General features: G+C 71.1%; 21 protein-coding genes and 1 tRNA gene. 16 read left to right on the top strand and 6 right to left on the bottom strand.

The genetic code is table 11. From position 1 onward, the window contains the following. The first annotated feature begins 277 nt into the window (after positions 1 to 277). Both ACFC1W_RS00725 and ACFC1W_RS00720 read left to right on the top strand, forming a co-directional pair. Positions 278 to 1,558, top strand: coding sequence for an RNA polymerase sigma factor (locus ACFC1W_RS00725; protein ID WP_375987505.1), 1,281 nt, complete (start codon positions 278 to 280; stop codon positions 1,556 to 1,558). Beyond that, positions 1,555 to 1,917 (top strand): YciI family protein, encoded by a 363-nt coding sequence (locus ACFC1W_RS00720; protein ID WP_375987503.1) that lies wholly within the window; start codon positions 1,555 to 1,557, stop codon positions 1,915 to 1,917. Before ACFC1W_RS00725 ends, ACFC1W_RS00720 begins: the two co-directional genes overlap by 4 nt. Before the next feature lie 476 nt (positions 1,918 to 2,393). Here ACFC1W_RS00720 and ACFC1W_RS00715 read toward each other — a convergent pair whose 3' ends face one another. The 4 genes from ACFC1W_RS00715 to ACFC1W_RS00700 all read right to left on the bottom strand — a co-directional run bounded on the left by ACFC1W_RS00715 (position 2,394) and on the right by ACFC1W_RS00700 (position 7,350). Then, on the bottom strand, positions 2,394 to 3,953 hold the full coding sequence (locus ACFC1W_RS00715) for a DUF222 domain-containing protein (RefSeq protein WP_375987501.1): 1,560 nt from the start codon (positions 3,951 to 3,953) through the stop codon (positions 2,394 to 2,396). A 58-nt stretch (positions 3,954 to 4,011) separates the two neighbouring features. Continuing rightward, positions 4,012 to 5,316 (bottom strand): MFS transporter, encoded by a 1,305-nt coding sequence (locus ACFC1W_RS00710; protein WP_375987499.1) that lies wholly within the window; start codon positions 5,314 to 5,316, stop codon positions 4,012 to 4,014. Positions 5,317 to 5,396: 80 nt separating this feature from the next. Continuing rightward, positions 5,397 to 5,897 (bottom strand): hypothetical protein, encoded by a 501-nt coding sequence (locus tag ACFC1W_RS00705; RefSeq protein ID WP_375987497.1) that lies wholly within the window; start codon positions 5,895 to 5,897, stop codon positions 5,397 to 5,399. 16 nt (positions 5,898 to 5,913) lie between these two features. After that, the gene (locus ACFC1W_RS00700; RefSeq protein ID WP_241111312.1) at positions 5,914 to 7,350 is read right to left on the bottom strand and encodes a sugar porter family MFS transporter; all 1,437 of its coding nucleotides are present in this window, start codon (positions 7,348 to 7,350) and stop codon (positions 5,914 to 5,916) included. Positions 7,351 to 7,524: 174 nt separating this feature from the next. Here ACFC1W_RS00700 and rsmA point away from each other — a divergent pair, with 174 nt between their 5' ends. Together rsmA and ACFC1W_RS00690 are read left to right on the top strand one after the other, a co-directional pair. Further along, positions 7,525 to 8,373 carry a 16S rRNA (adenine(1518)-N(6)/adenine(1519)-N(6))-dimethyltransferase RsmA gene (gene rsmA / locus ACFC1W_RS00695; RefSeq protein WP_375987494.1) on the top strand — a complete coding sequence of 283 codons (849 nt, stop codon included), beginning with the start codon at positions 7,525 to 7,527 and terminating at the stop codon, positions 8,371 to 8,373. 101 nt (positions 8,374 to 8,474) lie between these two features. Continuing rightward, positions 8,475 to 9,392 carry a phosphodiesterase gene (locus tag ACFC1W_RS00690; protein ID WP_375987492.1) on the top strand — a complete coding sequence of 306 codons (918 nt, stop codon included), beginning with the start codon at positions 8,475 to 8,477 and terminating at the stop codon, positions 9,390 to 9,392. Here the strand turns inward: ACFC1W_RS00690 and ACFC1W_RS00685 are convergent. Continuing rightward, complete coding sequence (locus ACFC1W_RS00685) at positions 9,340 to 10,926, bottom strand: stealth family protein (RefSeq protein ID WP_375987490.1); 1,587 nt, start codon at positions 10,924 to 10,926, stop codon at positions 9,340 to 9,342. The two genes, ACFC1W_RS00690 and ACFC1W_RS00685, sit on opposite strands and share 53 nt — an antisense overlap. A 184-nt stretch (positions 10,927 to 11,110) precedes the next feature. On the opposite strand from ACFC1W_RS00685, the gene ACFC1W_RS00680 reads away from it, so the two are divergent. The 4 genes from ACFC1W_RS00680 (at position 11,111) to ACFC1W_RS00665 (ending at position 16,406) form a co-directional block, all read left to right on the top strand. Further along, positions 11,111 to 12,178: an aldo/keto reductase gene (locus ACFC1W_RS00680; RefSeq protein ID WP_375987488.1), complete on the top strand. Its 1,068-nt coding sequence runs from the start codon at positions 11,111 to 11,113 to the stop codon at positions 12,176 to 12,178. Continuing rightward, positions 12,175 to 13,101: a 4-(cytidine 5'-diphospho)-2-C-methyl-D-erythritol kinase gene (locus ACFC1W_RS00675; RefSeq protein WP_375987486.1), complete on the top strand. Its 927-nt coding sequence runs from the start codon at positions 12,175 to 12,177 to the stop codon at positions 13,099 to 13,101. Before ACFC1W_RS00680 ends, ACFC1W_RS00675 begins: the two co-directional genes overlap by 4 nt. A gap of 46 nt (positions 13,102 to 13,147) precedes the next feature. Continuing rightward, positions 13,148 to 14,509, top strand: coding sequence for a GNAT family N-acetyltransferase (locus tag ACFC1W_RS00670; RefSeq protein ID WP_375987484.1), 1,362 nt, complete (start codon positions 13,148 to 13,150; stop codon positions 14,507 to 14,509). A 70-nt stretch (positions 14,510 to 14,579) separates the two neighbouring features. Further along, positions 14,580 to 16,406: an ABC-F family ATP-binding cassette domain-containing protein gene (locus tag ACFC1W_RS00665; protein ID WP_375987482.1), complete on the top strand. Its 1,827-nt coding sequence runs from the start codon at positions 14,580 to 14,582 to the stop codon at positions 16,404 to 16,406. A 6-nt stretch (positions 16,407 to 16,412) separates the two neighbouring features. Here the strand turns inward: ACFC1W_RS00665 and ACFC1W_RS00660 are convergent, their stop codons facing one another. After that, positions 16,413 to 16,910 (bottom strand): MarR family winged helix-turn-helix transcriptional regulator, encoded by a 498-nt coding sequence (locus ACFC1W_RS00660; protein ID WP_375987480.1) that lies wholly within the window; start codon positions 16,908 to 16,910, stop codon positions 16,413 to 16,415. Positions 16,911 to 17,024: 114 nt separating this feature from the next. On the opposite strand from ACFC1W_RS00660, the gene ACFC1W_RS00655 reads away from it, so the two are divergent. The 8 genes from ACFC1W_RS00655 to ACFC1W_RS00620 all read left to right on the top strand — a co-directional run bounded on the left by ACFC1W_RS00655 (position 17,025) and on the right by ACFC1W_RS00620 (position 25,902). Next, positions 17,025 to 17,096 (top strand) — tRNA-Gln (locus tag ACFC1W_RS00655). Between the two features lies 1 nt (position 17,097). Further along, positions 17,098 to 18,570: a bifunctional UDP-N-acetylglucosamine diphosphorylase/glucosamine-1-phosphate N-acetyltransferase GlmU gene (gene glmU, locus ACFC1W_RS00650; RefSeq protein ID WP_375987478.1), complete on the top strand. Its 1,473-nt coding sequence runs from the start codon at positions 17,098 to 17,100 to the stop codon at positions 18,568 to 18,570. Further along, positions 18,545 to 19,579, top strand: coding sequence for a ribose-phosphate diphosphokinase (locus tag ACFC1W_RS00645; protein WP_375987476.1), 1,035 nt, complete (start codon positions 18,545 to 18,547; stop codon positions 19,577 to 19,579). The genes glmU and ACFC1W_RS00645 overlap by 26 nt, the downstream gene beginning before the upstream one ends. Positions 19,580 to 19,587: 8 nt before the next feature. Continuing rightward, positions 19,588 to 22,299 (top strand): cation-translocating P-type ATPase, encoded by a 2,712-nt coding sequence (locus ACFC1W_RS00640; RefSeq protein ID WP_375987474.1) that lies wholly within the window; start codon positions 19,588 to 19,590, stop codon positions 22,297 to 22,299. Positions 22,300 to 22,388: 89 nt separating this feature from the next. Next, positions 22,389 to 22,868 (top strand): hypothetical protein, encoded by a 480-nt coding sequence (locus ACFC1W_RS00635; RefSeq protein WP_375987472.1) that lies wholly within the window; start codon positions 22,389 to 22,391, stop codon positions 22,866 to 22,868. A 1-nt stretch (position 22,869) separates the two neighbouring features. Continuing rightward, complete coding sequence (locus ACFC1W_RS00630) at positions 22,870 to 23,775, top strand: FAD:protein FMN transferase (protein WP_375987470.1); 906 nt, start codon at positions 22,870 to 22,872, stop codon at positions 23,773 to 23,775. Then, positions 23,772 to 24,329 carry an MOSC domain-containing protein gene (locus ACFC1W_RS00625; protein ID WP_375987468.1) on the top strand — a complete coding sequence of 186 codons (558 nt, stop codon included), beginning with the start codon at positions 23,772 to 23,774 and terminating at the stop codon, positions 24,327 to 24,329. The genes ACFC1W_RS00630 and ACFC1W_RS00625 overlap by 4 nt, the downstream gene beginning before the upstream one ends. A gap of 4 nt (positions 24,330 to 24,333) precedes the next feature. After that, on the top strand, positions 24,334 to 25,902 hold the full coding sequence (locus tag ACFC1W_RS00620) for an FAD-dependent oxidoreductase (RefSeq protein ID WP_375991353.1): 1,569 nt from the start codon (positions 24,334 to 24,336) through the stop codon (positions 25,900 to 25,902). The last annotated feature ends 18 nt before the right edge of the window (positions 25,903 to 25,920 follow it).

The raw sequence follows: 25,920 nt of genomic DNA, 5'->3' as shown, positions 1-25,920 counted from the left end.
GGTGATCCGCCTCACCCATGCCACGAACGGCGACCGCCCGATTCGACAGGCGCGCAGGATCGCGATGTTCGTGGACTTTTCTTCCGCGGCGGTGTCGAATCGGACGTGGTCCGATCGTCGATCTGGTGAGGGTCGCGATCGCGATCACGGAGGAGAGAGGCCGGGCATGGTTCGCAGCGGAGCAGCGAGTGGGCGGGGGATCGGGCGTTGAGCCCGCGCGCCGACCGGCGGGGGATCGGGCGTTGACCCCGCGCGCGAGCCGGCGAAAGGTTGGGCGTTGACCCGGCGCACCGACGTCGCGGCGGCGATCGCATCGACCCACCGGAGCGAGTGGGCACGCGTGGTCGCGGGCCTCGCGCGTCGTTTCGGAGACCTCGACATCGCCGAGGAGACGGCGGCCGAGGCCTTCGCGGTGGCGGTCGAGCGGTGGCCGGTCGACGGCGTCCCGCCGAACCCCGGCGCATGGATCACCACCACGGCGTACCGCAAGGCCATCGACCGGCTGCGGCGCGAGGCTCGGCGAGACGATCTGCACCGGGAGGCGCTCCTGCTGGCCGACGGTGCGGACACCGAAGACGTCGGCGCGGTCGAGGACGACCGGCTGCGACTGGTGTACGTGTGCTGCCATCCGGTGCTGCCGGCCGAGGCGCGCGTCGCGCTCACCCTGCGCATCGTGGGCGGGCTCACGGTCGCCGAGATCGCCCGCGCCTTCCTCGTCCGCGACACCACCATGGGACAGCGGCTGAGTCGGGCCAAGGCCCGGATCCGTTCGGCCGGGGTGCCCTTCGCGATGCCCGAGCAGGACGATCTGGCCGAGCGCACCGACAGCGTGCTGACGGTGCTCTACCTGATCTTCAACGAGGGATATCTGGCGACCGATCACGCGTCGGGCGCGCTGCGGCCGGACCTCACGGGCGAGGCGATCCGGCTCACACGGCTCGTGCGCGACCTGCTCCCGCCCGGGGAGGACCGCGCCGAGGCGACCGGCCTGCTGGCGCTCATGCTGCTGACCGAGTCCCGCGCCGCCGCCCGCGTCTCACCGGACGGTGCACTCGTGCGTCTCGACGAGCAGAATCGCGGAGCGTGGGACCGCGCGCTGATCGACGAGGGCCTCGCCCTCGTGCGTGAGCGCGTCGACGCCGAAGGCCGAGGGGAAGGTCGGATGCGCCGCTACCAGCTGCTGTCGGCGATCAACGCCGTCCACGTATCGACCGCGCACGCTCGCGACACCGACTGGGCGCGCATCGTGGCGCTCTACGACGCCCTGGAGCGCGTCGACCCGAGCCCGGTCGTGACGCTCAACAAGGCGATCGCCGTGTCGGAGTACGACTCGCCGCAGGTCGCTCTCGCGATGGTCGAGCGCCTGAGCGGTGCGCTGGATCGTCACCACGGCTTCCACACGACCCGAGCGGAGCTGCTGGCCCGCGTAGGTCGCTCGGGCGACGCGCTCGTGGCATACGACCGCGCGATCGCGCTCGCAGCGAATTCCGCCGAGGTCGCGCATCTGATCCGTCGCCGCAGCGATCTGCGGCATCGCACCGAAGGAGAGACACCATGACCACTCAGCAGTACCTCGTGCTCCACCTGACCGACGCCGGCGGTTCGACCCTCGATGAGGGCGACGACCGTCGCATGCTCGAGTCGTGGGTGGACGAAGGGGTCGAGGCCGGCACCGTGGGGCTCGGAAGCCCGGTCGCCGGGCGGGACCGTGCCAAGTCGGTCGTCGTCCGCGAGGGGCGCACGATCGTCACGGACGGCCCGTTCCCCGAGTTCAAGGAGTGGTTCGCCGGCTACGACATCCTCGAGGCGGAGTCCATCGAGCAGGCGGCGGAGTACATGGCGAAGCATCCCACCGCCGTCGCGGGTCGCGTCCTGATCCTGCCCACCGTCGAGCACTCCTGGGAGACGGACGACTGAGCTGCCGCCGGTGAGCCGGCGGCGTCCGTCGGTGCCGCCGCCGAGCGCGGCGAACAAAACTGGCCTGCTCGTCAGGCCCGACCTCACGCGGGCGTCTCGTGACCTCGTACTGGCGCTGGATTCAGGCGCGGTCGCGAGCGGGCGTGATTCCGTTCGCAGAGGCGGGGCGACGGCTCCCCACGAACCCGCCGGTCAGCGCCGGTCAGCGCCGGTCCAGTCCACGCGCGCTGGCGTACGTCAGCCTCATGTTCGTCCGCCAGTGGCTCACGCCGCGGGACGGAACATCCCTTGGCGCACGCTCGCCCGCACCCGACCCCGCGCCGCCGGGCGCGCGGACATCCTTGGCGCGCGCTGGTCCACATCGACCTCACGTGGCCGAGCGTGCGGAACATCCCTTGGCGCGCGCTGGTCCGCACCCGACCTCACGCGGCTGAGCGCGCGGACCATCCGCGGCGCGCGCTCGTCCGCACCCGACCTCACGCCACCGCTGGGCGGAAGCGCTGGGGAGGTGGGGCGAGGTCGGCCCACGCGTAGCGGAGAGCCAGGCGAGGACGGAGCGCGATCGGGTGTCCGCGACCGGGCGGCGGATGCAGCAGGAAGTCCGCGCGCCCTTCTCGGGTGATCCGCCAGCCGCCGTGATGCAGCTCCATGTGATGGAAACGGCAGAGCAGGATCCCGCGATCTATGTCGGTGAGGCCGCCGCCGGCGTACGGGTCGATGTGGTGCGCCTCGCAGTACGAGGCGGGTCGGTCGCACCCGCGCCATCGGCATCCGCCGTCGCGGGCCGCGAGCGCGACGCGCTGTTGCGGCGTGAAGAGGCGCGCTTCCCTCCCCATGTCGAGAGGGTTCCCCGAGCCGTCCACGGTGAACGTGACGGATCCGCTGTCGCACGCGTGCTGCGAGATGAGCCAGGCGGGCAGGGCTGTCTGGTCGTCCTCGACGAGACCCGTCGCGGGCGCTCCCGCCGTCGACGCGACGAGCGACGACCCGGCGATCACCACGCGCACTCCCGCCTGACGCGTGCCGAAGACCTCCTTCGCATCGGCCAGTGCGCCCGCGCGGAAGACATCGAGCAGCAGGTCGTACGCCAGCTGGTCGTTCGTGCGCGGGTCTGCGATCAGGGCGTCGGCGTCGGTCTTCTCCTCGGGATCCACGAATCTCGGCCCGCCGCGTCGCGGTCGCAGGGCGGCGTCGAGCACCGTCTGCGCCCACGTGCCCCCGAAGTCTTCGAACACGATCGATCCGCGACGCACACCGTCGTGGTCGCGCCACAGCCGGAACGAACGCGCGTCGAATCGCTCGTCGAACCGTCGCTGGGCGCCTTCAGGATCGAGCTGATCGCGCACCGTACGGGCAGTGCGACCGAGCTCTTCGACGGTGCGCTCCTGCGCCTCGTCGATGAGCTGCTCGGCTGCCACCGTCCACGCCTCACGGGCGGCCTGCGCGGCGTCGTCGTCGTCGTCGCACGCGGGCGGCTCACCCAGGCCGCGATAGATCGCGTCGTGCTGAGCCGAACCGATCACGCCCGAAAGGAGCGCACGCCCGAGCGGGGCATGCCACGGCTCGACACAGGCCCCAGCGCTGCCTGACGCCGCACCCTTCTCTCCGCCCGGTTCGACGCCCGGTCCCGCGGCCGGCGAGCCGGAGGCCGAGGCATCCGGCACGGCTTCTTCCGCCACCGGATCGAGACCCGCCGCCGCGCGCAATGATTCGCCGAGTCGAACGTGCTTCACGGCTTCAGCCCGCGTGGCGCCGGTGATCTCCTGGATGAGCGTCGCGGGGGAGCGGTGACCACGGCGTTGCGCGAGTCCGTCGTGGCCGGCTTCGCGCGCGGATCGTGCTGCGGCGACACCGGCCGCCGCGATGCGAACCTTCTCGCCGGCGCGCACGAACTCGGTCGCTGCCGCGATCACCGCGACGACATCGTCATCGCCGATCCGGTCGAGCATCACGGGCAGACCGCCCGCATCGATCTCCGTCCCGAGCAGCGAGCGCAACCGCGCGAGCTGCGACTCGAGTTCGGAGAAGAAAGCCATAGTTCATCTTGTCGCACGCCTCCGACATTCGAACAGATATACGATAAACGGCCGAGAGTCAATCAGGTAGCGGCATCCCACCTGCGCCCGGCTCGCCTTCGGCCTCGACGACGGCGACGGACCCTTCATCGAGCACCGGCTTGGCCGCGGCGATGTGCGAGATGGAGCGCCAGACCAGCGCGAGCGTGATCAGCGACCCTGCGAAGGCGAACCACCAGGGCGCCGTCAGCCCGAAGAGCTGAGCCAGGATGCCGCCGATGAACTGCCCGATCACGAGCCCGCCGAAGACGCCGACCATGTTGACCGACGCGATGCGTCCCTGCAGCTCGATGGGCACGAGCCGCTGGCGCACCGTGGTCGAGATCGTCGCCCAGATGAACGCATAGAGCCCGAAGCCGAACATGATGACGAAGGCGACGACCGGCGACGTCGTCAGGGCGAAGCCGAGGTGCATGAGCACTTCCAGCGAGAGACAGACCCGCATGAGCGTCGAGAACGAGACCCGCTTCTCGAGCCAGCCGAACGCGAAGATCGCGATGAACCCGCCGAGGGCGGACGCGGTGGTGAGCGCTCCGTAGCCGACCGGGCCCATGCCGAGGTACTCCGTCGCGTACAGCACGAGGATGCCCCACGGCGCTGCCCACGTGATGTTGAACACCAGGATGATCACGATGAGGGTGCGGACCGGCGCGTTGTGACGGAGCCATCGCAGCCCCTCGCGGATCGCGTGCGCCTTCGACTCGGAATCGGATTCCGGATGCTCGGGAATCGGCGTGCGTGCGATGCGTGAAATGAGAAGCACGGCCAGCGCCACGCACAGCACCTGCAGGACGAACGGCCAGAACGACCCGACGGCGAACAGGAAGGCGCCCAGCGGTGGACCGGCGAGCTGGTTGGCCACGAGGAAGCCCGCCTGCATGCGCGCGTTGCCGATGCCGAGGTCGGCGGGCTTCACGAGCATCGGGAGCAGCGTGCTTCCCGCGGAATCGGCGAACACCTCCGCGGTGCCGTAGAGGAAGGCGGTGGCCAGCACGATCCAGACGTTCGCGTACCCGGTCACCAGGAACGCCACGAGCCCGGCGACGATGACGGCGCGCGTCGCGTTGGCGATGATGACCAGGCGCCGGCGGTCGTGATGGTCGGCCACGGCCCCCGCGAGCAGGCCGAAGAGGAGCCACGGCAGGTACTGCAGCATGGCTCCCGCGGCGACGAGGATGGGCGACGAGGTGAGTGAGGCGATCAGCAGCGGCGCGGCCGCGAGCGCGATGCCGTCGCCGAGGTTGCTGGTCCACGAGGACGCGAGGAGCCAGCGGAAGTCGCGGCCCATCCGGCGGGGTGCGACGAGGTCGCCGAGCGAAGGCATCCCACGATCCTACGAGCGCCACCGCGGGCATGCGACCTCACACTACGGCCGCCTGGAGACGGCCAGGTTCCGGGCGGGGATCACGGCCATCGGACGGGACCGTCAGCGCACGCCGCCGTGCTGACGGCCTCGCCTTCGAGACACGCTCCGTCGATCAGCGAGCGGTCGCCGAGCGGCTCGGTCAGGGTGACGACCACCTCCACGGCGTCGTTGGCGGGGCATTCGAAGGCTCCGGCGCCGAGCGGCTCGGCGTCGACCTCGATGACCACCTCGTCCTCGTCATAGGACACCCGCGGGACGCGCAGCTCACCGGTCTTGCCGCTGGAGCACCCGAGTCGGGTGACCGCGACCCGCACGTCGGTGGTCGCGGCACTGATCGCGGCGGGATCGACGAGGGTCCAGGTCGCCGCGTCGCCGGGCGCGTCGACCCCCGTCGACGGCGAAGGCGACAGCGCAGAAGGAGCGGCCGGGTCCGGGGCCGACGTCGACGCCACCGGGCCGGACGTGTCTGCGACGGCGCAGCCGCCCATCGCGAACGCGAGGACGCCCACCGTGAGCAGCGCCGCACACCGCGCGGTCATCTCGCCTCGCCGCGGCTCAGGTCCGCACTTCGCTGCGGCCGTCGTCCGACATCGACTCGAGCGTGCGCCCCTTGGTCTCGCGCACGTACCTGATGACGAAGAAGATCGCGACGAAGGCGAAGAACGTGTAGACGCCGTAGGCCAGGCCGAGTCCGACGGCCGCCAGCGCCGGGAACGTGGTCGAGATGACGAAGTTCGCGGCCCACTGCGCCGCGGCGGCGACCGACAGTGCGACGGCGCGGATGCGGTTGCTGAACATCTCGCCGAGCAGCACCCAGACCACCGGTCCCCATGAGGCCCCGAAGAACACCACGTACAGGTTCGCGGCCAGCAGGGCGGTGGTGCCCGCAGCGCCCTCCAGAACCGGTTCGCCGTTGACGATCGGCGCCGTCGCGAACACCACGGTGAGCACGGCCAGGCACACGAACTGACCCATCGCGCCCACCAGGAGCAGCGGCCGGCGCCCGATCCTGTCGATCAGCAGGATCGCCACGATCGTGGTGACGATGTTCGTCACGGAAGTGATGACCGTGATCGTGAGGGAGTCCTGCTCGGTGAAGCCGACCGCCTGCCACAGCGTGGACGAGTAGTAGAAGATCACGTTGATGCCGGTGAACTGCTGCAGCACCGACAGCCCGATCCCGATCCACACGATGGGAAGCAGGCCGAACTTCGAGCCTCGCAGGATGGAGAAGCGCGGGCGGTCCGGCTTGCCCTCGACCGTCTTCAGGATGTCGGTCGACGTCTTCTCCACGTTGCCGCCGACGTACCGGGTGAGCACCTCCTTCGCCTTCTTCATCTCGCCGCGCGCGATGAGGTAGCGAGGCGACTCGGGGATCGTGAGGGCGAGGAGTCCGTAGATGACGGCGGGGACGAGCTCGGACAGGAACATCCAGCGCCAGGCCTCGAGCCCCAGCAGCCACGGAGCCGTCGCGCTGCCCGCTGCGGCGACGATCGCGGCGTCCGTCAGAAGAGCGACGAAGATGCCGATCACGATCGCCATCTGCTGAAGCGACCCCAGACGTCCGCGATGCTCGGGCGGAGACACCTCGGCGATGTACGCCGGCGCGATCACGGATGCCGCGCCGACGCCCAGACCGCCCACGATGCGCCAGAACGACAGGTCCCAGATGCCGAAGGCGAACCCGCATCCGAGTGCGCTGATCACGAAGAGCGCGGCGGCCAGGAGCATCACGCGCACACGGCCGAAGCGGTCGGCGATGCGCCCCGCGAACCAGGCTCCGATCGCGCAGCCGATGAGGGCGGAGGCGACCGAGAAGCCGAGCAGGAACGGACCGGCCGCGAACTGCTCGCCGATCGCGCTCACCGCGCCGTTGATCACCGCCGTATCGAAACCGAAGAGGAAGCCGCCGAGTGCCGCCGTCGCCGCCACGAGGACGACACGCGCGATCGGTACGGAGATGTCGGAACCGGATGCTGGGGCTGAGCTCATGTCGAACCTCCTCGTTCGAGCAGCCCGACAGGAGAACCGCCCGTGTCCGCCCACCCTGGCGCGCCGCCCGCGGGGCTGTCAAGGACGTGCGCCGTGCGCTCCCGTGCGCTATCGCGCCGCTCGCAGCACCTCCGCGCGGCACGTCCCGCACCGCGGCCTGGGTACAGTGAATCCATGCCCGTGTCCCTGCTCGGAGCCGCCGAGATCCGCGCGCTCGCCGCCGACCTCGACGTCACCCCGACCAAGAAGCTGGGCCAGAACTTCGTCGTCGACGCCAACACGGTCCGCAAGATCGTGCACGTCGCGGAGGTCGCGCCCGGCGACCGGGTGGTCGAGGTCGGCCCCGGGCTCGGGTCACTCACGCTCGCGATCCTCGAGGCCGGTGCCACGGTGACGGCGGTCGAGATCGACCACCGGCTCGCCGAGCGGCTGCCGGCCACGGCCGCCGCACACGGCGTCGCCGACGGTGCGCTCACCGTGGTCGACGCCGATGCGCTGCGCGTCCGCGAACTGCCGGGCGACCCCACGGTGCTCGTGGCCAATCTCCCCTACAACGTGAGCGTGCCGGTGCTCCTGCACTTCCTCGAGACCTTCCCCGGCCTCGAGCGGGGTGTGGTCATGGTCCAGGCCGAGGTCGGCGAGCGGCTCGCCGCCCCTCCCGGGTCGAAGATCTACGGCGCGCCGAGCGTCAAGGCGGCCTGGTACGGACCGTGGCGACTGGCCGGAACGGTGTCGCGTCAGGTCTTCTGGCCCGTGCCGAACGTCGACAGCGTCCTGGTGGGCTTCCGTCGCGACGCCGTCCCTCGCGGCGACGAAGACGAGCGCCGGCGCACGTTCGCGATCGTGGACGCCGCGTTCCAGCAGCGCCGGAAGATGCTCCGGCAGGCGCTGGCCGGGGTGCTCGGTGGTTCGGCGGCCGAGGCATCCGCTGTCCTGGAAACCGCCGGAGTGGCGCCCACCGCCCGCGGCGAGGAGCTGTCGATCGACGACTTCGTGCGCATCGCGCGCGTGCTGCGAGCTTAGATTTCCCTCAGCGTTCACCGCGCCTTACCCAGGTGCTCGAAACACGCCGGTAACATTCCCGCCAAGTCCTGACTCGACCGCAGGGCGGGGGAGATGACCCGATGCGCACCGCGGAGTATCCGGCACCCGAGCGGATCCTGCTGCACCTCAGCGACACCCACCTGCGTGCCGGAGGGTCCCGGCTGTTCGACCTGGTCGACGCCGCAGAGCGCCTGTCCCGCGCGCTCGCCGTCATCGAGGCGAGCGGTGTCCGCCCCGACGCGGTGGTCTTCACGGGGGACCTCGCCGATCTGGGGGAGCGGGATGCCTACGCCGAGCTGCGCGCGCTGGTCGAGCCGTTCGCGGCCCGCGTCGGCGCCCGGGTGATCTGGGTGATGGGAAACCACGACGATCGAGCGACCTTCCGCCGCGCACTGTGGGACGAGCTGGGCGATGCCGAGCCCGTCGATCGCGTCGATGAGCTCGACGGGCTGCGGATCGTCACGCTGGACTCGACCGTCCCCGGGCACCACCACGGCGAGCTCGCGGACGCGCAGCTCGTGTGGCTCGCCGACGTGCTGAAGACCCCGGCGCCGCTCGGCACGATCCTCGCGATGCACCACCCGCCCGTGCCGAGCGTGCTGCCGCTGGCGGCGAGCGTCGAGCTTCGCGACCAGTCGCGGCTGGCGAACGTGCTGCGCGGTACCGATGTGCGGGCGATCATCGCGGGCCACCTGCACTATTCGACGTTCGCCACGTTCGCCGGCATTCCGGTGTCGGTCGCCTCCTCCACCTGCTACGCGCAGGACCTCACGGTGCCGACCGGCGGCACCCGTCCGCAGGACGGCGCGCAGGCGTTCAACCTCGTGCACCTCTACGACGACACGGTGGTGCACTCCGTCGTGCCGGTCGACGTGCCGCGCACGCTCGAGCACATCGACGCCGAAGAGGCGCAGCGGCGCCTGATGCTGGCCGGGGTCGGCCCGTTCAGCGACGTGCGGAGGGGTGCGCCGACCGAGCCGATCGCTCTGCCGCGCTGAGCTCGTCGCGCTCCCACGGCGCGCGGACCGGGAACATCCGGTCGAGGGACTCGCGCACCACGCGGGTGCGCAGCTGCTCGGGGACCTCGGTCTCGCCGCCGTCGTTGAGGCAGAACATGTCGACGTCGGTGCGCTTGGCGAGCCGCTCCATGCGCCGCAGCGACGCCGCCAGCGTGGTCTGCACGTAGCGGGTGCGGGGCTCCCTGGTCGCCACCGCGCGCCCGGTCATGAGCGCGAAGTAGTGGTACAGGCTGTTGGTCACCGAGATGTCGGTGGCGGAGCGGAATCGGGATGCCGCGGTGCGCGCGAAGTCGTCGGGGAACGTCTCCTCGAGCTCGGCCATCACGCTGCGCCGCAGCGGCGTGGCGCAGTGCTCCAGGTCGCGCACGATCCGGCGGCCGAAGCGGTCCTGAAGGAGCGCTCGGTTCACCCGCAGCCCGTTGTCGTGGCCGCTGCGGTGCGCGGCAGGGTCGCCGGAGCCGATGCGCACCTCGCACTCGACGAATTTCGTCACGCCGGCCGGGGTGAAGAACAGCTCGGGCTCGACGAGGCGGCCGAAGAACATGTCGTCGTTCGAATAGAGGAAGTGCTCGGCGAGGCCGGGGATGCGGTGCAGCTGCGCCTCGACCGCGTGCGAGTTGTGCGTGGGCAGCGACGACGGGTCGGCGAAGAACTCCTCGCTGCGCACGACGGTCACCTTCGGGTGATCGAGCAGCCATGCGGGCGTGGGCGAGTCGGTCGCGATGAAGATGCGCCGCACCCACGGCGCGTACATGTGCACGCTGCGCAGGGCGTAGCGCAGTTCGTCGATGTGACGGTAGCGTGCGGGCCCGTCGTCGCCCTCGCCGACGACGTACTCGGCCATGCGCGCCGCCCGCTGGCGCTGGAAGTCGCTCGATGAGCCGTCGACCCAGGAGAAGACGATGTCGACGTCCTGCGAGAACTCGTGGGGCTGGAGGTCGAACATTCCTGAGATCGTGCGCCAGCTGCGGCCGAAGCGCTCGACCCGGGTGAACGAGAGATCGTCAGCCGGCGTCAGCCGGCGGGTGTACGCGTTGTCGTGCGGCGCCTCGACGAGGTCCGTGCCGAATCGCCAGAACTCGACGCGGGCGCCGAGGGCGGAGCCGTAGCGCAGTCCGCCGGTGCGTGCGATGCGCGGCCGGTACACGCGCAGGGCGGAGGGTCCGCCGCGGGGCACGTCCACCTCGGTCGCGCGTTGCAGGGGGCGGCCCTTCTGCTTGACGTAGAGCGGCTCGATCTCGCCGAGCCCGGCGAGCGCCGCCAGCGCGGCGTCGCGCGCGGCGAGATCGACGACGATGGCCGGCACGGATCGGCCGTGCCGGATGAGCATCACTCCGATGCCCGCTCCCTCGAGCGTGTCGGCGACGAGGAGCAGGTCGGCCGTGCGGGCCTCCACAGGCGTGACGTCGTCATGGACGACGTGCAGGATGCCGTCGTGGAGTGCGATGTCGGTGCGGCCGAGGAGTGTCGACCACGTGTCCTGAGGGGTGGGCACGACGGACAGCTGGGGCAAGGGGATCCTCCTTCTTCGGGACCGGGCGCACGGGTCCCGAGTCTCACAGTAAGCACAGTCCGTTACGGCCACGTTTCCGCGCACGCCCCTTGACACGCGGCGTCTCGATGTGCCTCTGCGAGTGGGCCCGCGTCGATGCCTGCGACCCCCTGCGGTCGAGGCGATGCGCCGCTAGCCTTGACCGGTGACCGAAGAGCAGCGATACCGTGCCAACGGCGGAGACCTCCACCGCCCCTACACCGCCGCCGACGACCGCTACGACGGCGCCGCCTACCGCCCCGTCGGCACCTCCGGCCTGACGCTCCCCCCGATCTCGCTCGGCCTGTGGTGGAACTTCGGCGACAACATCCCGTTCGACGACCAGCGGGCTCTGCTGCGCCATGCGTTCGACCGGGGGATCACGCACTTCGACCTGGCGAACAACTACGGCCCGCCCTACGGCTCGGCCGAGACGAACTTCGGCCGCATGATGCGCGAGGACTTCGGCCGCTACCGCGACGAGCTCATCATCTCGTCGAAGGCGGGCTACGACATGTGGCACGGCCCGTACGGCAACGGCGGTGCGCGCAAGTACGTCCTGGCCAGCGCGGAGCAGTCGCTCCGGCGGATGAGCGTGGACTACGTCGACATCTTCTACTCGCACCGCGTCGACCCGGACGTGCCGATCGAGGAGACCGTTGGAGCGCTGGACACGCTGGTGCGTCAGGGCAAGGCGCTCTACGTCGGCATCTCGTCCTACAGCGCCGAGCGCACGGCGGTCGCGGCATCCGTCGCCCGCTCACTCGGCACGCCCCTCGTCATCCATCAGCCCGCGTACTCGATCCTCAATCGCTGGGTCGAGGACGGGCTGACCGGCGTGCTGAAGCAGGAGGGCATGGGCGCGATCGCCTTCACACCGCTCGCGCAGGGCCTCCTCACCGACAAGTACCTCGGCGACGGGCCCGCCCAGCGCGCGCAGCAGCGCTCGTCGATGCCCGACGGCGCCCTGTCGGAGAACGGGCTGGCGAAGCTGCGCGGTCTCGACGTGATCGCGAAGGAGCGCGGCCAGACGCTGGCCCAGATGGCGATCCAGTGGGTGCTGCGCGACCCCGTGGTCACGTCCGCGCTGATCGGGGCGTCGCGTCCCGCGCAGCTCGACGAGAACCTTGCGGCGCTCAACGGGCCCGGCTTCACGACGGAGGAGCTCGAGCAGATCGATGCCCTCTCCGACGGCATCGACGTCGACCTGTGGGCGAGGTCGGCGACCTCGTGAGCGAAGCCGTCGTCACCGACCGCGTCCATGTGCGCGCGCCCGGGAAGCTCAACCTGTTCTTCGAGGTGGGCGGCGTGCAGGAGGACGGCTACCATGACGTCGCCTCGGCGTACCAGGCGGTCTCGCTGTACGAGAACGTCTGGGCTTCGCCCGCCGACGACTTCACGGCGACGGTCTCGGGCACGGTCGACGTCGAGGGCGTGCCCGCCGACGATCGCAACCTCGCGGTGCGTGCGGCGCGCATGGTCGCGCAGCGCATCGGCCACCGCGGGGGCGTGCACCTCGACATCGTGAAGAACGTGCCGGTGGCAGGCGGCATGGGCGGCGGATCAGCGGATGCCGCGGCTGCGCTGGTCGCATGCGATGCGCTCTGGGGTGGCGAGCTCGGCACCGCTGAACTGCACAAGCTCGCCGCGCGGCTCGGGGCCGATGTGCCGTTCGCGCTGATGGGCGGGACGGCGATCGGCACGGGTCGAGGCGATCAGCTGAGCCCCGCCCTCGCGCAGGGCCGGTTCGACTGGGTCGTCGTGCCGTCGTCGGAGGGCCTTTCGACTCCTGAGGTGTATGCGCACCTCGACACCCTGCGCGCGGAGAACGACATCAACGTGAGCGGGCGCGCGCCCGATGTCGACACGGGCGTGCTCCACGCGCTCCGGGCAGGCGACCCGGCTGCGCTTGCGGAGCAGGTCCGCAACGACCTGCAGGCTGCGGCCCTCTCGCTCCGGCCCGAGCTGCGCGCCGCGCTCGAGCTGGGGGAGCGCTCGGGCGCCCTTGCGGGGCTCGTGTCGGGGTCGGGCCCTACGCTGGCGTTCCTGACCGGCGATCCCGAGTCGGCGCTCGAGCTGCAGGTGACGCTCTCGGCCGCCGGCCTCGAGGCCCTGCACGTGCACGGGCCCGTCGCCGGCGCCCGTGTCATCGGCTGAGCGTGCCGCGAAAGCTCCCCAGACGATTTCGATGGAAGGAACGACGATGACGTTCGACACCGACACCCGGCGCGATGCCGACTCGACGACGGTGGATGCCGCGGCCTACCCGGTGGCGCCCGTGAACGAGCGCTCGCGCGCCCGGCTCGCCGAGAACGGGCTCGATTACCGCCTGGTGCCCGTGGCGGGCGACGACTACCCGCAGTGGCTCCAGTCGGTGGCGCGCGGGTTCCAGGACGGCGAGCGCAGCGATGAACAGGTCGCGTCGAGCCGGGAGCGCAGCGCCTACCGCCGCGTGACGGGCGTCTACGACTCGGCGGCGCCCGTCGCCGACGCCCCGGTCGGCACGATCGCCTCGTGGATCGGGCAGCTCACGGTGCCGGGCGGCGCCGCGCTGCCGTCCTGCGCGATCTCGGCGGTCACCGTGGCCCCCACGCACCGCCGCCGCGGCATCGCGCGCGCGATGCTCGAGGGCGAGCTCGGCGCCGCGGTCTCCGCAGGCGCGCCGCTGGCCATGCTCACCGTCAGCGAGTCGACGCTCTACGGCCGTTACGGCTTCGCTCCGGCGGCGGCCAGCGCGTCGTGGCGCATCGAGACGAAGCGCGCGACGTGGATCGGCCCGCGCCCCGACGGCCGGGTCGACTTCATCCCGCGCCAGCGGTTCCGCGAGCTCGTGGCGCCGCTGCACGAGCGCGTGCGGCTCAGCGTCGCAGGCGAGATCGACGTGCAGGGCGGCTTCTGGGACGGCTTCGCCGGAACCAGCCCCACGGCCGAGAAGGCGGGCGAGAAGCGCGCCGTTCAGTACGCCGACGCGTCCGGAGAGGTGCGCGGGGTCGCGGTGTACACCGTGAAGGAGAACCACGACGACTTCACCAAGGCGAGCGTGCACGTCGGGTATCTGCTGGCCGAGACCGACGACGCGTACGCGGCGCTGTGGCGCTTCCTGCTCGAGCTCGACCTGGTGGCCGAGGTGAACGCCGGCGAGCTGTCGGTCGACGAGCCCCTGCGGTGGATGATCGCCGACCAGCGGGCTGCGACGGTCACCCTGCGCGACCACCAGTACGTCCGCATCCTCGACGTTCCGGCCGCGCTCGAGGCGCGCCGCTACGGGGCACCCGGCACGCTCGTCCTCGACGTGACCGACGTGCTGGGGCATGCGGGCGGCCGCTTCCTCCTGTCGGCCGACGACGACGGTCGCGGCACGGTGAGCACCCGGTCCGACGGTGCTGCAGCGCCCGACGGCGCCGTCGAGGTGTCGCTCGGCATCGAGGAGCTCTCCGCGGCGTACCTCGGCGGAGTGTCGCTCGCGACGCTGGCCGCCGCGGGCCGGGTGCGGTCGACGGATGCGGCGGCTGCCGCACGCGTGTTCTCGTGGCACGTCGCACCACGGCTGAGCATCTGGTACTGACGCCCGCCCCGGGCGGCGTCGCGGGAGCGCGTGCTCGGAGACGCCGGCGCTCGCCTAGCCTTGAGGAGACATGGCACATCTTCTGGGGGCCGAGGCCCTGCACCTGGAGTTCCCGACCAAGGTCGTCTTCGACGGCGTCTCGCTGGGCGTCGACGAGGGCGACCGCATCGGCATCGTCGGCCGCAACGGCGACGGCAAGTCGAGCCTGCTGGCGATGCTCGCGGGACGCCTCGAGCCCGACTCCGGACGCGTCACCGTGCGCAGCGGCGTGCGGGTCGGCGTGCTCGATCAGGCCGACACGCTCGACGACTCGCTGACCATCGCGCAGGCGGTGGTGGGCGATCGCGCCGAGCACGACTGGGCGGGCGATGCGCGCACGCGCGACGTGATCGCGGGGCTGCTGGAAGGGCTCGACTGGGATGGCCCGGTGACCGGCCTCTCGGGCGGTCAGCGCCGGCGGGTCGCCCTCGCCGCGCTCCTCACCGGCGACCACGACGTCATCTTCCTCGACGAGCCGACGAACCACCTCGACGTCGAGGCGATCGCCTGGCTGGCCGAGCATCTCCAGCGCCGGTGGTCGTCGAACCAGGGCGGACTGCTGGTCGTGACGCACGACCGGTGGTTCCTCGACGAGGTCTGCACCCGCACGTGGGAGGTGCACGACCGCATCGTCGAGCCCTTCGAGGGCGGCTATGCGGCCTACATCCTGCAGCGCGTCGAGCGCGACCGGCAGGCGGCGGCGATCGAGGCGCGCCGGCAGAACCTCGCGCGCAAGGAGCTCGCCTGGCTGCGTCGCGGAGCTCCGGCGCGCACGTCGAAGCCGAAGTTCCGCATCGACGCGGCCAACGCGCTCATCGCGGACGTGCCCGAGATCCGCGACAAGACCGAACTCCAATCCCTCGCCGTCACCCGGCTCGGCAAGGACGTCGTCGACCTGCTCGACGCGTCGGTCAGCTACCCGGCGCTCGACGGCGGGCCGGACCGCGAAGTGCTCCACCCCGTCGAGTGGCGCATCGCGCCCGGCGAGCGCACCGGCATCCTCGGCGTCAACGGCGCGGGCAAGTCCACCCTCCTCGGCCTCGTCTCGGGCGACGTCGAGCCCACGTCGGGTCGGGTCAAGCGCGGCAAGACCGTGCAGGTCGCCACCCTGACGCAGCGCCTGGACGAGCTCGAAGAACACCTCGACGACCCGGTGCGCGTCGTGATCGCCCGTCTGCGCACGACCTACAGCTTCGGCAGCGGATCCAAGGCCCAGGAGCTCACCCCCGGTCAGCTCCTCGAGCGCATGGGGTTCGCGAGCGCCCAGCTCTCCACGCCGGTGAAGGACCTCTCGGGCGGCCAGAAGCGTCGTCTTCAGCTGCTGCTGATCCTGCTCGAGCAGCCGAACGTGCTGATCCTCGACGAGCCGACCAACGACCTCGACACCGACATGCTCGCCGCGATGGAGGATCTCCTCGACACGTGGCCGGGCACGCTCCTCGTCGTCTCGCACGACCGCTACTTCATCGAGCGCGTCACCGACCAGCAGTACGCCATCCTCGGCGGTCACCTGCGCCATCTGCCCGGCGGGGTCGACGAGTACCTGCGGCTGCGTGAGCGTGAGCGTGCGGCGGCGTCGACGGGAGGGAGGGCGACGGATGCCGCGCCCGCCGCGGCACCGTCCACCCCGGCGCTCAGCGGGGCCGAGCTGCGCGTCGCGCAGAAGGAGATCACGGCGCTCGAGCGCCGGCTCGAGAAGCTCGAGGCGCAGATCACGAAGGCGCGCACGGCGCTGGCCGACCACGACCAGTCCGACTACGTCGGGCTCGGCGCCGAGATGGCGAAGATCGGCGAGCTGGAGTCCGAGCGGGACGACGTCGAACTGCGCTGGTTCGAGCTCACCGAGCAGCTCGGCTGACCGGCCTCAGACGTCGAAGCCGAGGCTCAGCTTGCGCAGGAGGCCGGCGAGCCGGTCGCGGTCGCTGCGCGACAGCGTGGCCAGGAGCAGCGCTTCGGCGTCGACCAGCCGCGTGATCGCGGCATCCACCCGCGTCTTGCCTTCACCGGTGAGGGTGACCAGGATGCTGCGCCCGTCGTCGGGGTCCGCCACGCGGTGCACGAGACGGCGTCCGACGAGCCGGTCGATCCGGTTGGTCATCGTGCCGCTCGACACCAGCGTCTGCTGCAGGAGCTGCTTCGGGCTGAGCTGGAACGGCTCCCCGGCGCGGCGCAGCGCCGACAGCACGTCCCACTCCCACGGTTCGAGGTCGCTGCGGCGGAACGCGTCGCGTCGCGCGCGGTCGAGGTGTCGCGACAGGCGGTCGACGCGCGAGAGCACCTCGAGCGGCGAGAAGTCGAGGTCGGGTCGCTGTGCGACCCACGCCTGCACGATGCGATCGACCTCGTCGGTCTCCTTGGCCATCCCCCCATTATCGAGGTCCCGCAGGGCGCGCCTGTGACGCCCGCGCGCAGACACCCGGGGCGGGCGCGCGCGGACGGGTCTGGCAGACTTGACGACGGCCGCGGAGCGCGGCGATCCGCCGTGGTGTAACGGCAGCACGACAGCCTTTGGAGCTGTGAGGCCCAGGTTCGAATCCTGGCGGCGGAGCATGACCCACAACAACGACGACCGCAGTCTCGCCGTGATCGTGCTGGCCGCCGGCCAGGGCACGCGCATGAAGTCGAGCACGCCCAAGGTGCTGCACCGCATCGGCGGACGCCCGCTCGTGGGTCACGTGATCGACACGGCCCTCGCACTCGGCCCGGAGCGGGTGGTCGTCGTCGTGCGCCACGAGCGCGACCTCGTCGCGGGCGCGGTCGTCGACGCGGCGCCCGGCGTCGTCGTCGTCGACCAGGACGAGGTGCCGGGCACCGGCCGCGCCGTCGAGCTGGCGCTCGACGCGCTCGACGACTTCGCGGGTGACGTGCTCGTGCTGAGTGGCGACGTGCCGCTGCTGGAGGCCGACACGCTCGCCTCCCTCGTGGCCGCGCACCGCGCGGGTGCGGCCGCTGCCACGGTGCTCAGCGCCGTGCTCGACGACGCCACCGGGTACGGCCGGATCATCCGCGACGCCGACGGCTCGGTCATGCGCATCGTCGAGCAGAAGGACGCCACCGAGGACGAGGCATCCGTTCACGAGATCAACGCGGGCGTCTACGTGTTCGAGGTGGAGGCGCTGCGCGCCCACCTGTCGCACGTGGGCACCGCCAACGCCCAGGGCGAGAAGTACCTCACCGACGTCGTCGCGCTGCTGCGCGACTCGCGTCTCGTCGTCGCCGCTGCGGCAGCGCCCGACGCCGCCGCGGCGCTGGGTGTGAACGATCGCGTCCAGCTCTCGGAGGCGGCGCGGCTGCTCAACGCACGCACGGTGCGCCGCTGGCAGCTCGAGGGCGTGACGATCCTCGACCCGGCCACGACCTGGATCGACGTCGACGTGACGCTGGCCGCCGACGTCACGGTGCTGCCGAACACGCACCTGCTGCGGGCGACCTCGGTCGGCGCGGGCGCGATGATCGGCCCGGACACGAGCCTCGTGACCTGCGAGGTCGGCGAGAACGCCGTCGTCACGCGCACGGACGCGACGCTCGCGGTGATCGGCGCGGGCGCCAACGTCGGGCCGTTCGCGTACCTGCGCCCGGGCACGTACCTCGGCGACAAGGGGAAGATCGGCACCTTCGTCGAGACCAAGAACTCCACGATCGGCGAGCGCAGCAAGGTGCCCCACCTGTCGTACATCGGCGATACGACCATCGGGACGGGGGTCAACCTCGGCGCCGGCGCGATCACCGCGAACTACGACGACCTGACGAAGCACCGCACCGAGATCGGCGACGAGGTGCACACCGGCTCGCACAACGTCTTCGTCGCGCCCGTTAGGATCGGAGATGGCGCGAAGACCGGGGCCGGGGCGGTCATCCGCAAGGATGTTCCCGCCGGTGCCCTTGCTCTCAGCGTGGCCCCTCAGCGCAACGTCGAGGGGTGGGTCGAGAAGAACAGACCGGGAACCGGAGCGGCGGATGTCGCCGCCAAGGCTCGGTCCGCACAGAAGGCGGACGATGGGGCGCAAGAAGAAGACCGTTGAGCTCGACCGCGAGAAGGACATCGCGCCCGGACTGGTCGCCAAGACCAAGAAGCGCCTCGTCGTCGCGCGCGGCAGCTCGCACCCCGCCCTGGCGACCGACGTCGCCGCACAGCTCGGCACAGAGCTGGTCCCCACCGAATACCGCACCTTCGCCTCGGGTGAGATCCTCACCCGCTTCGAGGTGTCGATCCGCGGGTGCGACTTCTTCCTGATCCAGAGCTTCGGCCCGCCGGTCAACGAGTGGCTCATGGAGACGCTCATCATGCTCGACGCCGCCAAGCGGGCGAGCGCGAAGCGCATCACCGTGGTGGCGCCGTACTACCCGTATTCGCGCCAGGACAAGAAGGGCCGCGGCCGCGAGCCGATCAGTGCACGCCTGGTCGCCGACCTGCTCAAGACCGCCGGCGCCGACCGCGTCATGAGCGTCGACCTGCACGCCGCCCAGATCCAGGGATTCTTCGACGGCCCGGTCGACCACCTCTTCGCCAAGCCGGTGCTGCTCGAGTACTTCCAGCAGACGCTCTCGCCGGAGGACCGCGAGAAGCTGACCGTGGTCTCGCCCGACACCGGACGGGTGCGCGTCGCCGATACGTGGTCCGACAGTCTCGGCGCCCCGCTGGCGATCATCCACAAGCGTCGCGACCCCAACGTCGCCAACCAGGTCACGGTCAACGAGATCGTCGGTGACGTCGATGGCCGAGTCTGCCTGCTCGTCGACGACATGATCGACACCGGCGGCACGATCGTGAAGGCCGCCGAGGCCCTCAAGGCGAACGGCGCGGTGCGCGTCATCGTGGCCGCGACGCACCCCATCTTCAGCGATCCCGCAGCGCAGCGCCTGCAGAGCGACGCCATCGACGAGGTCGTCGTCACCGACACGATCCCCATCCCCGACGAGAAGCGCTTCCCGAGCCTGACGGTTCTTCCGATCGCACCGCTGCTCGCGCGGGCGATCCACGAGGTCTTCGAGGACGGCTCCGTCACGAGCATGTTCGACGGGGCGGCCTGAGCCGACCCATGGGCGAGCCGCGGGCGGTCGGCGAGTACCGCGTCGAGCGCCCGCACTCGCTGCCGGTCGGCGAGGTCGAGACGGCACTCGCGACCGGGACCGCAGGACTGTCGTCGGATGCCGCGGCCGGCCGGCTGCGTGAGGTCGGGCCGAACCTCCTGCCCGAGCCCCGGCGCACGCATCCGATCCTGCGCTTCCTCGCGCACTTCAACGACACCCTGATCTACATCCTGCTCGGCGCCGCAGTGATCAAGGCGATCATGGCGGACTGGCTCGAGTTCTGGGTCATCATGGCCGTCGCCATCATCAATGCCGTGATCGGCTTCGTGCAGGAAGGTCGCGCCGAGAAGGCTCTCGCAGGCATCCGCGGGATGCTGTCCGCCGACGCCCGCGTGCGCCGCGACGGCGCATGGGCGACGGCGCCCGCCGCCGACCTCGTTCCGGGCGACGTCGTGCGCCTCATGCCCGGCGACAAGGTTCCCGCCGATCTCCGCCTCTTCGAGGCCTTCCAGCTGCGCGTCGAGGAAGCCGCGCTCACCGGCGAGTCGGTGCCGTCGTCGAAGCACACGGATCCTGTCGCGGCCGACGCCGGCGTGGGGGATCGCGCGTCGATGGCGTTCTCGGGGACGATCGTCTCGGCCGGTCAGGGACGTGGCATCGTGACGGCGACCGGCGAGCGCACCGAGATCGGCAGGATCCAGACCCTCGTCGGCGAGGCGGGGTCGCTCGACACCCCGCTGACGAAGCAGCTCGACTCGTTCGGCCGTGTCCTCACCCTCGTGATCCTGGGAATGGCCGCGATCATGCTCGCGATCGGCCGGTTCCTGCATGCCATGCCGTTCGACGAGCTGATCTCCGCGGCGATCGGCTTCGCGGTCGCCGCGATCCCCGAGGGGCTGCCCGCGCTCGTGACGATCACCCTCGCGATCGGCGTGCAGCAGATGGCGCGGCGCAATGCGATCACCCGCAAGCTCCCCGCCGTCGAGACGCTGGGCTCGGTCACGACGATCTGCTCCGACAAGACCGGCACTCTCACGAAGAACGAGATGACGGTGGAGCGCATCGTCACGCCGCTGGGCTCCTACGACGTCACGGGGCTCGGATACGACCCGGAGGGCGAGATCCGGCCGCGCGGGACCGCCGGCGACGGCCGCGACCTCGCCGCGATCCTCGGTGTGGCGACCCTCTGCAACGACGCGCACATCGTCGCCGACGACTCGACCCCGGGTACGCGCCGCTGGGCACTCGTCGGCGAGCCGACGGAGGGGGCGCTCAAGGTGGTCGCCATGAAGGGCGGCGTGAAGTCCGCCGGCAGCGCCCGCGTCGCCGTCGTGCCGTTCGATTCGGCGAACAAGTTCATGGCCACCCTCAACGAGGGCGCGGAGGGGTCGCGCGCGATCCTGGTGAAGGGCGCCCCCGACCGACTGCTCGACCGCTCGACGCGTCAGCGCGGTGTGGCGGGCCCGGAGGCTCTCGACATCCGACTGTGGGAGTCCGTGATCGACGACCTCGGCCGAAGCGGCCTGCGCGTGCTCGCGGCGGCCCGCCGTCCGGTGCCGGCGGACATGGGCGCGCTGGCGGTCGACGACCTCGACGACCTGGAGTTCCTCGGGGTGTGGGGCATCCTCGATCCGCCTCGCCCCGAAGCGGTGGAGGCGATCGCCGACTGCCACGCCGCGGGCATCAGCGTGAAGATGATCACCGGCGACCACGCGGGCACCGCGGTCGCGATCAGCCGTGACCTCGGCCTCGCCCACGACGACGAGGTCTCCGTGCTCACCGGCGCGGAGCTCGAGGCCATGAGCCAGGAGCAGCTCAAGGAGGTGGTGCGCGACGTCGACGTGTACGCGCGGGCCAGCCCCGAGCACAAGATCCGCATCGTGCGCGCGCTGCAGGCGCACGACGAAGTCGTGGCGATGACGGGTGATGGCGTCAACGACGCGCCCGCCCTCACGCGGGCGAACGTCGGCATCGCGATGGGGATCAAGGGCACCGAGGCCACCAAAGAGGCCGCCGAGATCGTCCTCGCCGACGACAACTTCGCCACGATCCGCTCCGCGGTGCGCGAAGGACGCCGGATCTACGACAACCTGCGCAAGTCGGTCGTCTTCCTGCTCCCGACGAACGGCGCGCAGTCGCTGGTGATCCTCGTCGCCGTGGTGTTCGGCTTCACCCTCCCGCTCACGCCGGTGCAGGTGCTGTGGATCAACATGGTCACCGCGATCACGCTGTCGCTCGCCCTGGCGTACGAGCCTGCCGAGAAAGGGATCATGACCCGCCCGCCGAGGACTCCCGGCGGTCCTCTCATCGACCGCCGCGAGATCGGGCTCGTGCTCGCGGTTTCGCTGCTGATCGGCGGGGTGACGCTGGGCGTGTTCGCCGCCGCGCTCGCCGGCGGCGCAGAGCTCGCCTACGCCCGCACCGAGGCCGTCGCCATGCTCGCGCTCGGTCAGCTCGCCTACCTGCTCAACTGCCGATTCCTCCGGATGTCGAGCCTCACGCCCGACGTTCTGCGCGGCAACCGCGTCGTCTGGTGGTCCGCGCTCGCGCTCGTCGCGCTGCAGCTGTTCTACACGTACGTCCCGTTCATGAACGACCTGTTCGGGTCGCGACCTCTCGCGGCCTCGTCGTGGGTGCTCCCGGTGGTGCTGTCGATCGCCGTCTTCCTGGCCGTGGAGGGCATCAAGGCCCTCCGGCGCCGCACCCTTCCTCGGAGGTGACTCATAGCGAACGCCGCGATGATGCAGGGACGCAGTCGCTACCGTTTGGGGTGCACCCCCGCCCGAGGCCCGGCAGAAGAAGGACCACCATGATCCGTCCCCCCGCATCCCGCCAGACCGCCCGCGTCCGCGTCGCGGCGGCCCTCGTGGGGGTCGCCGGCGCCGTCGTCCTCGCTGGATGCGCTCCGGCCGCCACCACCGGCCAGAACGGCGACACCGCCGACACCGGGAACGGCTCGAACGGCGCGGTCGGCGGCACCGGCGGCGGAGGCACGTACGCCGACGGCACCTACACCGCGGTGGGGGGCTACCAGACCCCCGAGAGCGTCGAGCAGATCTCGGTCACCGTGACGCTCGAGGACGACGTGATCACCGCCGTCGAGGTCGTGGGCGATCCGCAGAAATCGGAGTCCGAGAAGTACCAGGGCGAGTTCATCGGCGGCATCTCCGACGTCGTGGTCGGCAGGGACATCGACGAGATCTCGGTCAGCCGCGTCGCCGGGTCGTCCCTCACGAGCGGCGGGTTCAATCAGGCGATCGAGACGATCAAGGCCGAAGCGGCCGCGTGACATGCCCGGCTCGAAGCCGGCACACCCGGCCGTCGTCCCGTGGCGTTTCGATGCGATCGGCACGGGGTGGGAGGTCGTCACCGACGAGCCGCTCGGCGGTGCCGTGCGCCGCCACGTGCTCGCTCTCGTCGAGCGCTTCGACGCGGAGTGGTCGCGGTTCCGCCCCGATTCGACCGTCTCGGAACTCGGTGCAGCCGGCGGCTCGGTCACCGCGCCGACGGATGCCGCCGCGATGCTCGACGCCTACGCCGAGCTGTCGGCGGCCACCTCCGGAGCAGTGAACCCGCTCGTCGGCCGGTCGCTCGAGCGGCTCGGCTACGGCGCGGACTATGCCCTCACGGCGAGTGAGCCGGTCGCCGCCCCGGCGGACTGGACGGAGGCGCTGACCTGGGACCGCGGCATCCTCACCCTCCATCGCCCCGCGGTGATCGACGTGGGCGCCCTCGGCAAAGGTCGGCTCGTCGACCTCGTGGCCGCCGAGCTGGCGGATGCCGTCGACGGATCGATCGTCGTCGACGCCGGGGGAGACATCGCTGTCCGCGGTGCACCGCAGCGCATCGGACTCGAGCACCCGTTCGACGACCTGCGCGCGATCGGCGTGTGGCAGGTGGCGGATGCCGCACTCTGCGCATCGGCGGTCAACCGGCGTGCCTGGGGCGACGGCCTTCACCACGTGCTCGACGCGCGCACCGGCACGCCTGTGAGGACGGTCGCGGCCACGTGGGCCGTGGCGGCGACGGCGATGCGGGCGGATGCCATCGCGACGGCGCTCTTCTTCGACGGCGGCCCGCGGCTCGCGCACGCATGGGGCGTCGAGTGGGTGCGCATGACCACCGACGGGCGCGTGGAGTGGTCGCCCGGGTGCGGTGCCGACCTGTTCACGCGAGAGGCTAGCGTGGAGAGGTGACTCCGTCGCCAACCTCCGCACAGGTCCTCGCCGTCGCGCGCGACCATGCGCATCGCTTCAGCAAGCCCACCCACGACGAGATCACCCTCATCGCCGGCTACGGCGTGGAAGGCGACGCGCATGCGGGCGCGACGGTGCAGCACCTCTCGCGGGTCAGACGCGACCCCTCGAGCCCGAACCTGCGTCAGGTGCACCTGATCCACTCCGAGCTGTTCGACCTCATGGCCGAGCGAGGGCACGGCGTCGAGCCTGGCGCGCTGGGTGAGAACATCACGACCGTCGGTGTGGATCTGCTGGGGCTCCCGCGCGGCACGCGATTGGAGATCGGCGAGGGGGCGGTGGTCGAGATCACCGGGCTGCGCAATCCGTGCTCGCAGATCAACGGCCTCTCGAAGGGACTGATGAAGGAGCTCGTATACGTGGACGACGAGGGTGAGACCGTGCGTCTGACGGGCGTCATGTCGGTCGTCGTGTCCGGCGGCGTGGTGAGGCCGGGAGACGGCATCCGCGTCATCCTGCCGTCCGGTGCCCACGAGCGCCTCCCGGTGGTGTGACGTGATCACCTCGCTCACCTCCCTCTGGAACCGCGTCTTCGCCCTCCTCGGGCGCGTCTCGATGTACCGCGTCGTGTACGTCGCCCTCGCGACCCTTGCCGTCATCGCGTTCGCGCTGTCGTTCTTCGACCTCGTCGGCCCGGATCCCCTGGAGCTGATCGTGACGCTCGCGGTGCTCTCGATCGTGTGCGGGGGAGTGGATGCCACGGCCCAGCGCATCCTGCATCTCCCGTGGCGTATCGAGTCGTCGCTGATCACCGCGCACATCCTGCTGTTCGTCCTGCGCCCGACGATCGAGGTGGCCGGCCTCGCCGGCATCGCGATCGCGGGGGCCGCGGCATCCCTCTCCAAGTACGTCCTCGCGTGGCGCGGCCGGCACATCTTCAACCCCGCGGCGGTGGGCGCGACCGTGCTCACGCTGCTGAGCATCGCCTGGCCCGACCTGGGCGCGTCGTCGTGGTGGGTCGGCACGCCGGCCCTCGCCGGCCCTGTCATCGTGCTCGGACTGGCGGTGCTGTGGCGCACCGAGAAGCTGCGCGTGGTGGCGGTGTTCCTCGTCGCCGCCGTCGCGATCGCCGTGCTGCGCACCGCCGCCCAGTCGCAGGCTGCGGGGCTCGACGTCGACGCGATGGCCGTGTTCTGGCAGATCCTGTGGTCGTCGCCCTTCCTGTTCCTCGGGGCGTTCATGCTGTCCGAACCGCTGACCCTCCCACCGCGCCGGTGGCAGCAGTTCACCGTCGCCGGCATCGTCGGCGTGCTCGCGGGCTGGCCGATCCCGCTCGGCGAGATCTCGCTCGGACAGGAGCGCGCGCTGCTCATCGGCAACGCCATCGCGTTCGCGTTCGCGGTGCGCACGGCGGTGCGCCTCACCCTCGCGTCTCGCGCCGACCGGACGCCGACCGTCCGCGAGCTGACGTTCCGCGTGCACGACCGGCTCTCGTTCGTGCCGGGCCAGTACCTCGAGCTCGAGGTGCCGCACGCGCACCCCGACGCGCGCGGCACGCGACGCGAGTTCAGCATCGCATCGGCACCCGACGACCTCCCCGAGCTGCGCGTCGCCTTCAAGGAGAACACCGCCGCGTCGGCCAAACCGCAGAGCTCGTACAAGAAGGCCCTCGCGCAGGTCGCCGAAGGGCAGCGCCTCGCGATCACCGGCGTGTGGGGCGACTTCGTGCTGCCCAAGCGCGCGGCGGCTCCTCTCCTGATGGTGGCGGCGGGCATCGGCGTCACGCCGTTCGTGTCGCAGCTGCGCCACGTGCGGGCGGCGGGCGAGGAGCGCGACATCATCCTCGTCTACGTCGCGTCGGACGCGTCGGAGCTCGCGTACCGCGAAGACATCGAGGCATCCGGCATCCCCGTGATCGTCTTCACGCGCGACCGCCCCGCCGATCTTCCTGCGAACTGGATGTGGGCGCGCGGCGTGCGGCTCGATGCCGAGGGCCTCATGCGCGTCGTGCCCGACATCGCGTCCCGCCACGCGTACATCTCGGGTCCGGCCGGGCTGATCGCGGACCTCTCGCCTGCCCTCGAGCGCGCCCGCTCGATCACGACCGACGCCTTCAGCGGATACTGAGCCCCGCGGGTGAAGGGG

This window comes from Microbacterium sp. NPDC056003 (assembly GCF_042274785.1).
In the GTDB taxonomy this organism is placed as follows: domain Bacteria; phylum Actinomycetota; class Actinomycetes; order Actinomycetales; family Microbacteriaceae; genus Microbacterium.
The sequence above is the reverse complement of the archived record's forward strand: the minus strand, read 5'-3'. Positions and strand labels throughout refer to the sequence as shown.

Excerpts from the sequence above, each read along its gene's own strand:
- ACFC1W_RS00720 (WP_375987503.1), top strand. The coding sequence starts at position 1,555 with ATGACCACTCAGCAGTACCTCGTGCTCCACCTGACCGACGCCGGCGGT.
- ACFC1W_RS00715 (WP_375987501.1), bottom strand. The coding sequence starts at position 3,953 with ATGGCTTTCTTCTCCGAACTCGAGTCGCAGCTCGCGCGGTTGCGCTCG.
- ACFC1W_RS00710 (WP_375987499.1), bottom strand. The coding sequence starts at position 5,316 with ATGCCTTCGCTCGGCGACCTCGTCGCACCCCGCCGGATGGGCCGCGAC.
- ACFC1W_RS00705 (WP_375987497.1), bottom strand. The coding sequence starts at position 5,897 with ATGACCGCGCGGTGTGCGGCGCTGCTCACGGTGGGCGTCCTCGCGTTC.
- ACFC1W_RS00700 (WP_241111312.1), bottom strand. The coding sequence starts at position 7,350 with ATGAGCTCAGCCCCAGCATCCGGTTCCGACATCTCCGTACCGATCGCG.
- rsmA (WP_375987494.1), top strand. The coding sequence starts at position 7,525 with ATGCCCGTGTCCCTGCTCGGAGCCGCCGAGATCCGCGCGCTCGCCGCC.
- ACFC1W_RS00690 (WP_375987492.1), top strand. The coding sequence starts at position 8,475 with ATGCGCACCGCGGAGTATCCGGCACCCGAGCGGATCCTGCTGCACCTC.
- ACFC1W_RS00670 (WP_375987484.1), top strand. The coding sequence starts at position 13,148 with ATGACGTTCGACACCGACACCCGGCGCGATGCCGACTCGACGACGGTG.
- ACFC1W_RS00665 (WP_375987482.1), top strand. The coding sequence starts at position 14,580 with ATGGCACATCTTCTGGGGGCCGAGGCCCTGCACCTGGAGTTCCCGACC.
- ACFC1W_RS00660 (WP_375987480.1), bottom strand. The coding sequence starts at position 16,910 with ATGGCCAAGGAGACCGACGAGGTCGATCGCATCGTGCAGGCGTGGGTC.
- glmU (WP_375987478.1), top strand. The coding sequence starts at position 17,098 with ATGACCCACAACAACGACGACCGCAGTCTCGCCGTGATCGTGCTGGCC.
- ACFC1W_RS00645 (WP_375987476.1), top strand. The coding sequence starts at position 18,545 with ATGGGGCGCAAGAAGAAGACCGTTGAGCTCGACCGCGAGAAGGACATC.
- ACFC1W_RS00640 (WP_375987474.1), top strand. The coding sequence starts at position 19,588 with ATGGGCGAGCCGCGGGCGGTCGGCGAGTACCGCGTCGAGCGCCCGCAC.
- ACFC1W_RS00635 (WP_375987472.1), top strand. The coding sequence starts at position 22,389 with ATGATCCGTCCCCCCGCATCCCGCCAGACCGCCCGCGTCCGCGTCGCG.
- ACFC1W_RS00630 (WP_375987470.1), top strand. The coding sequence starts at position 22,870 with ATGCCCGGCTCGAAGCCGGCACACCCGGCCGTCGTCCCGTGGCGTTTC.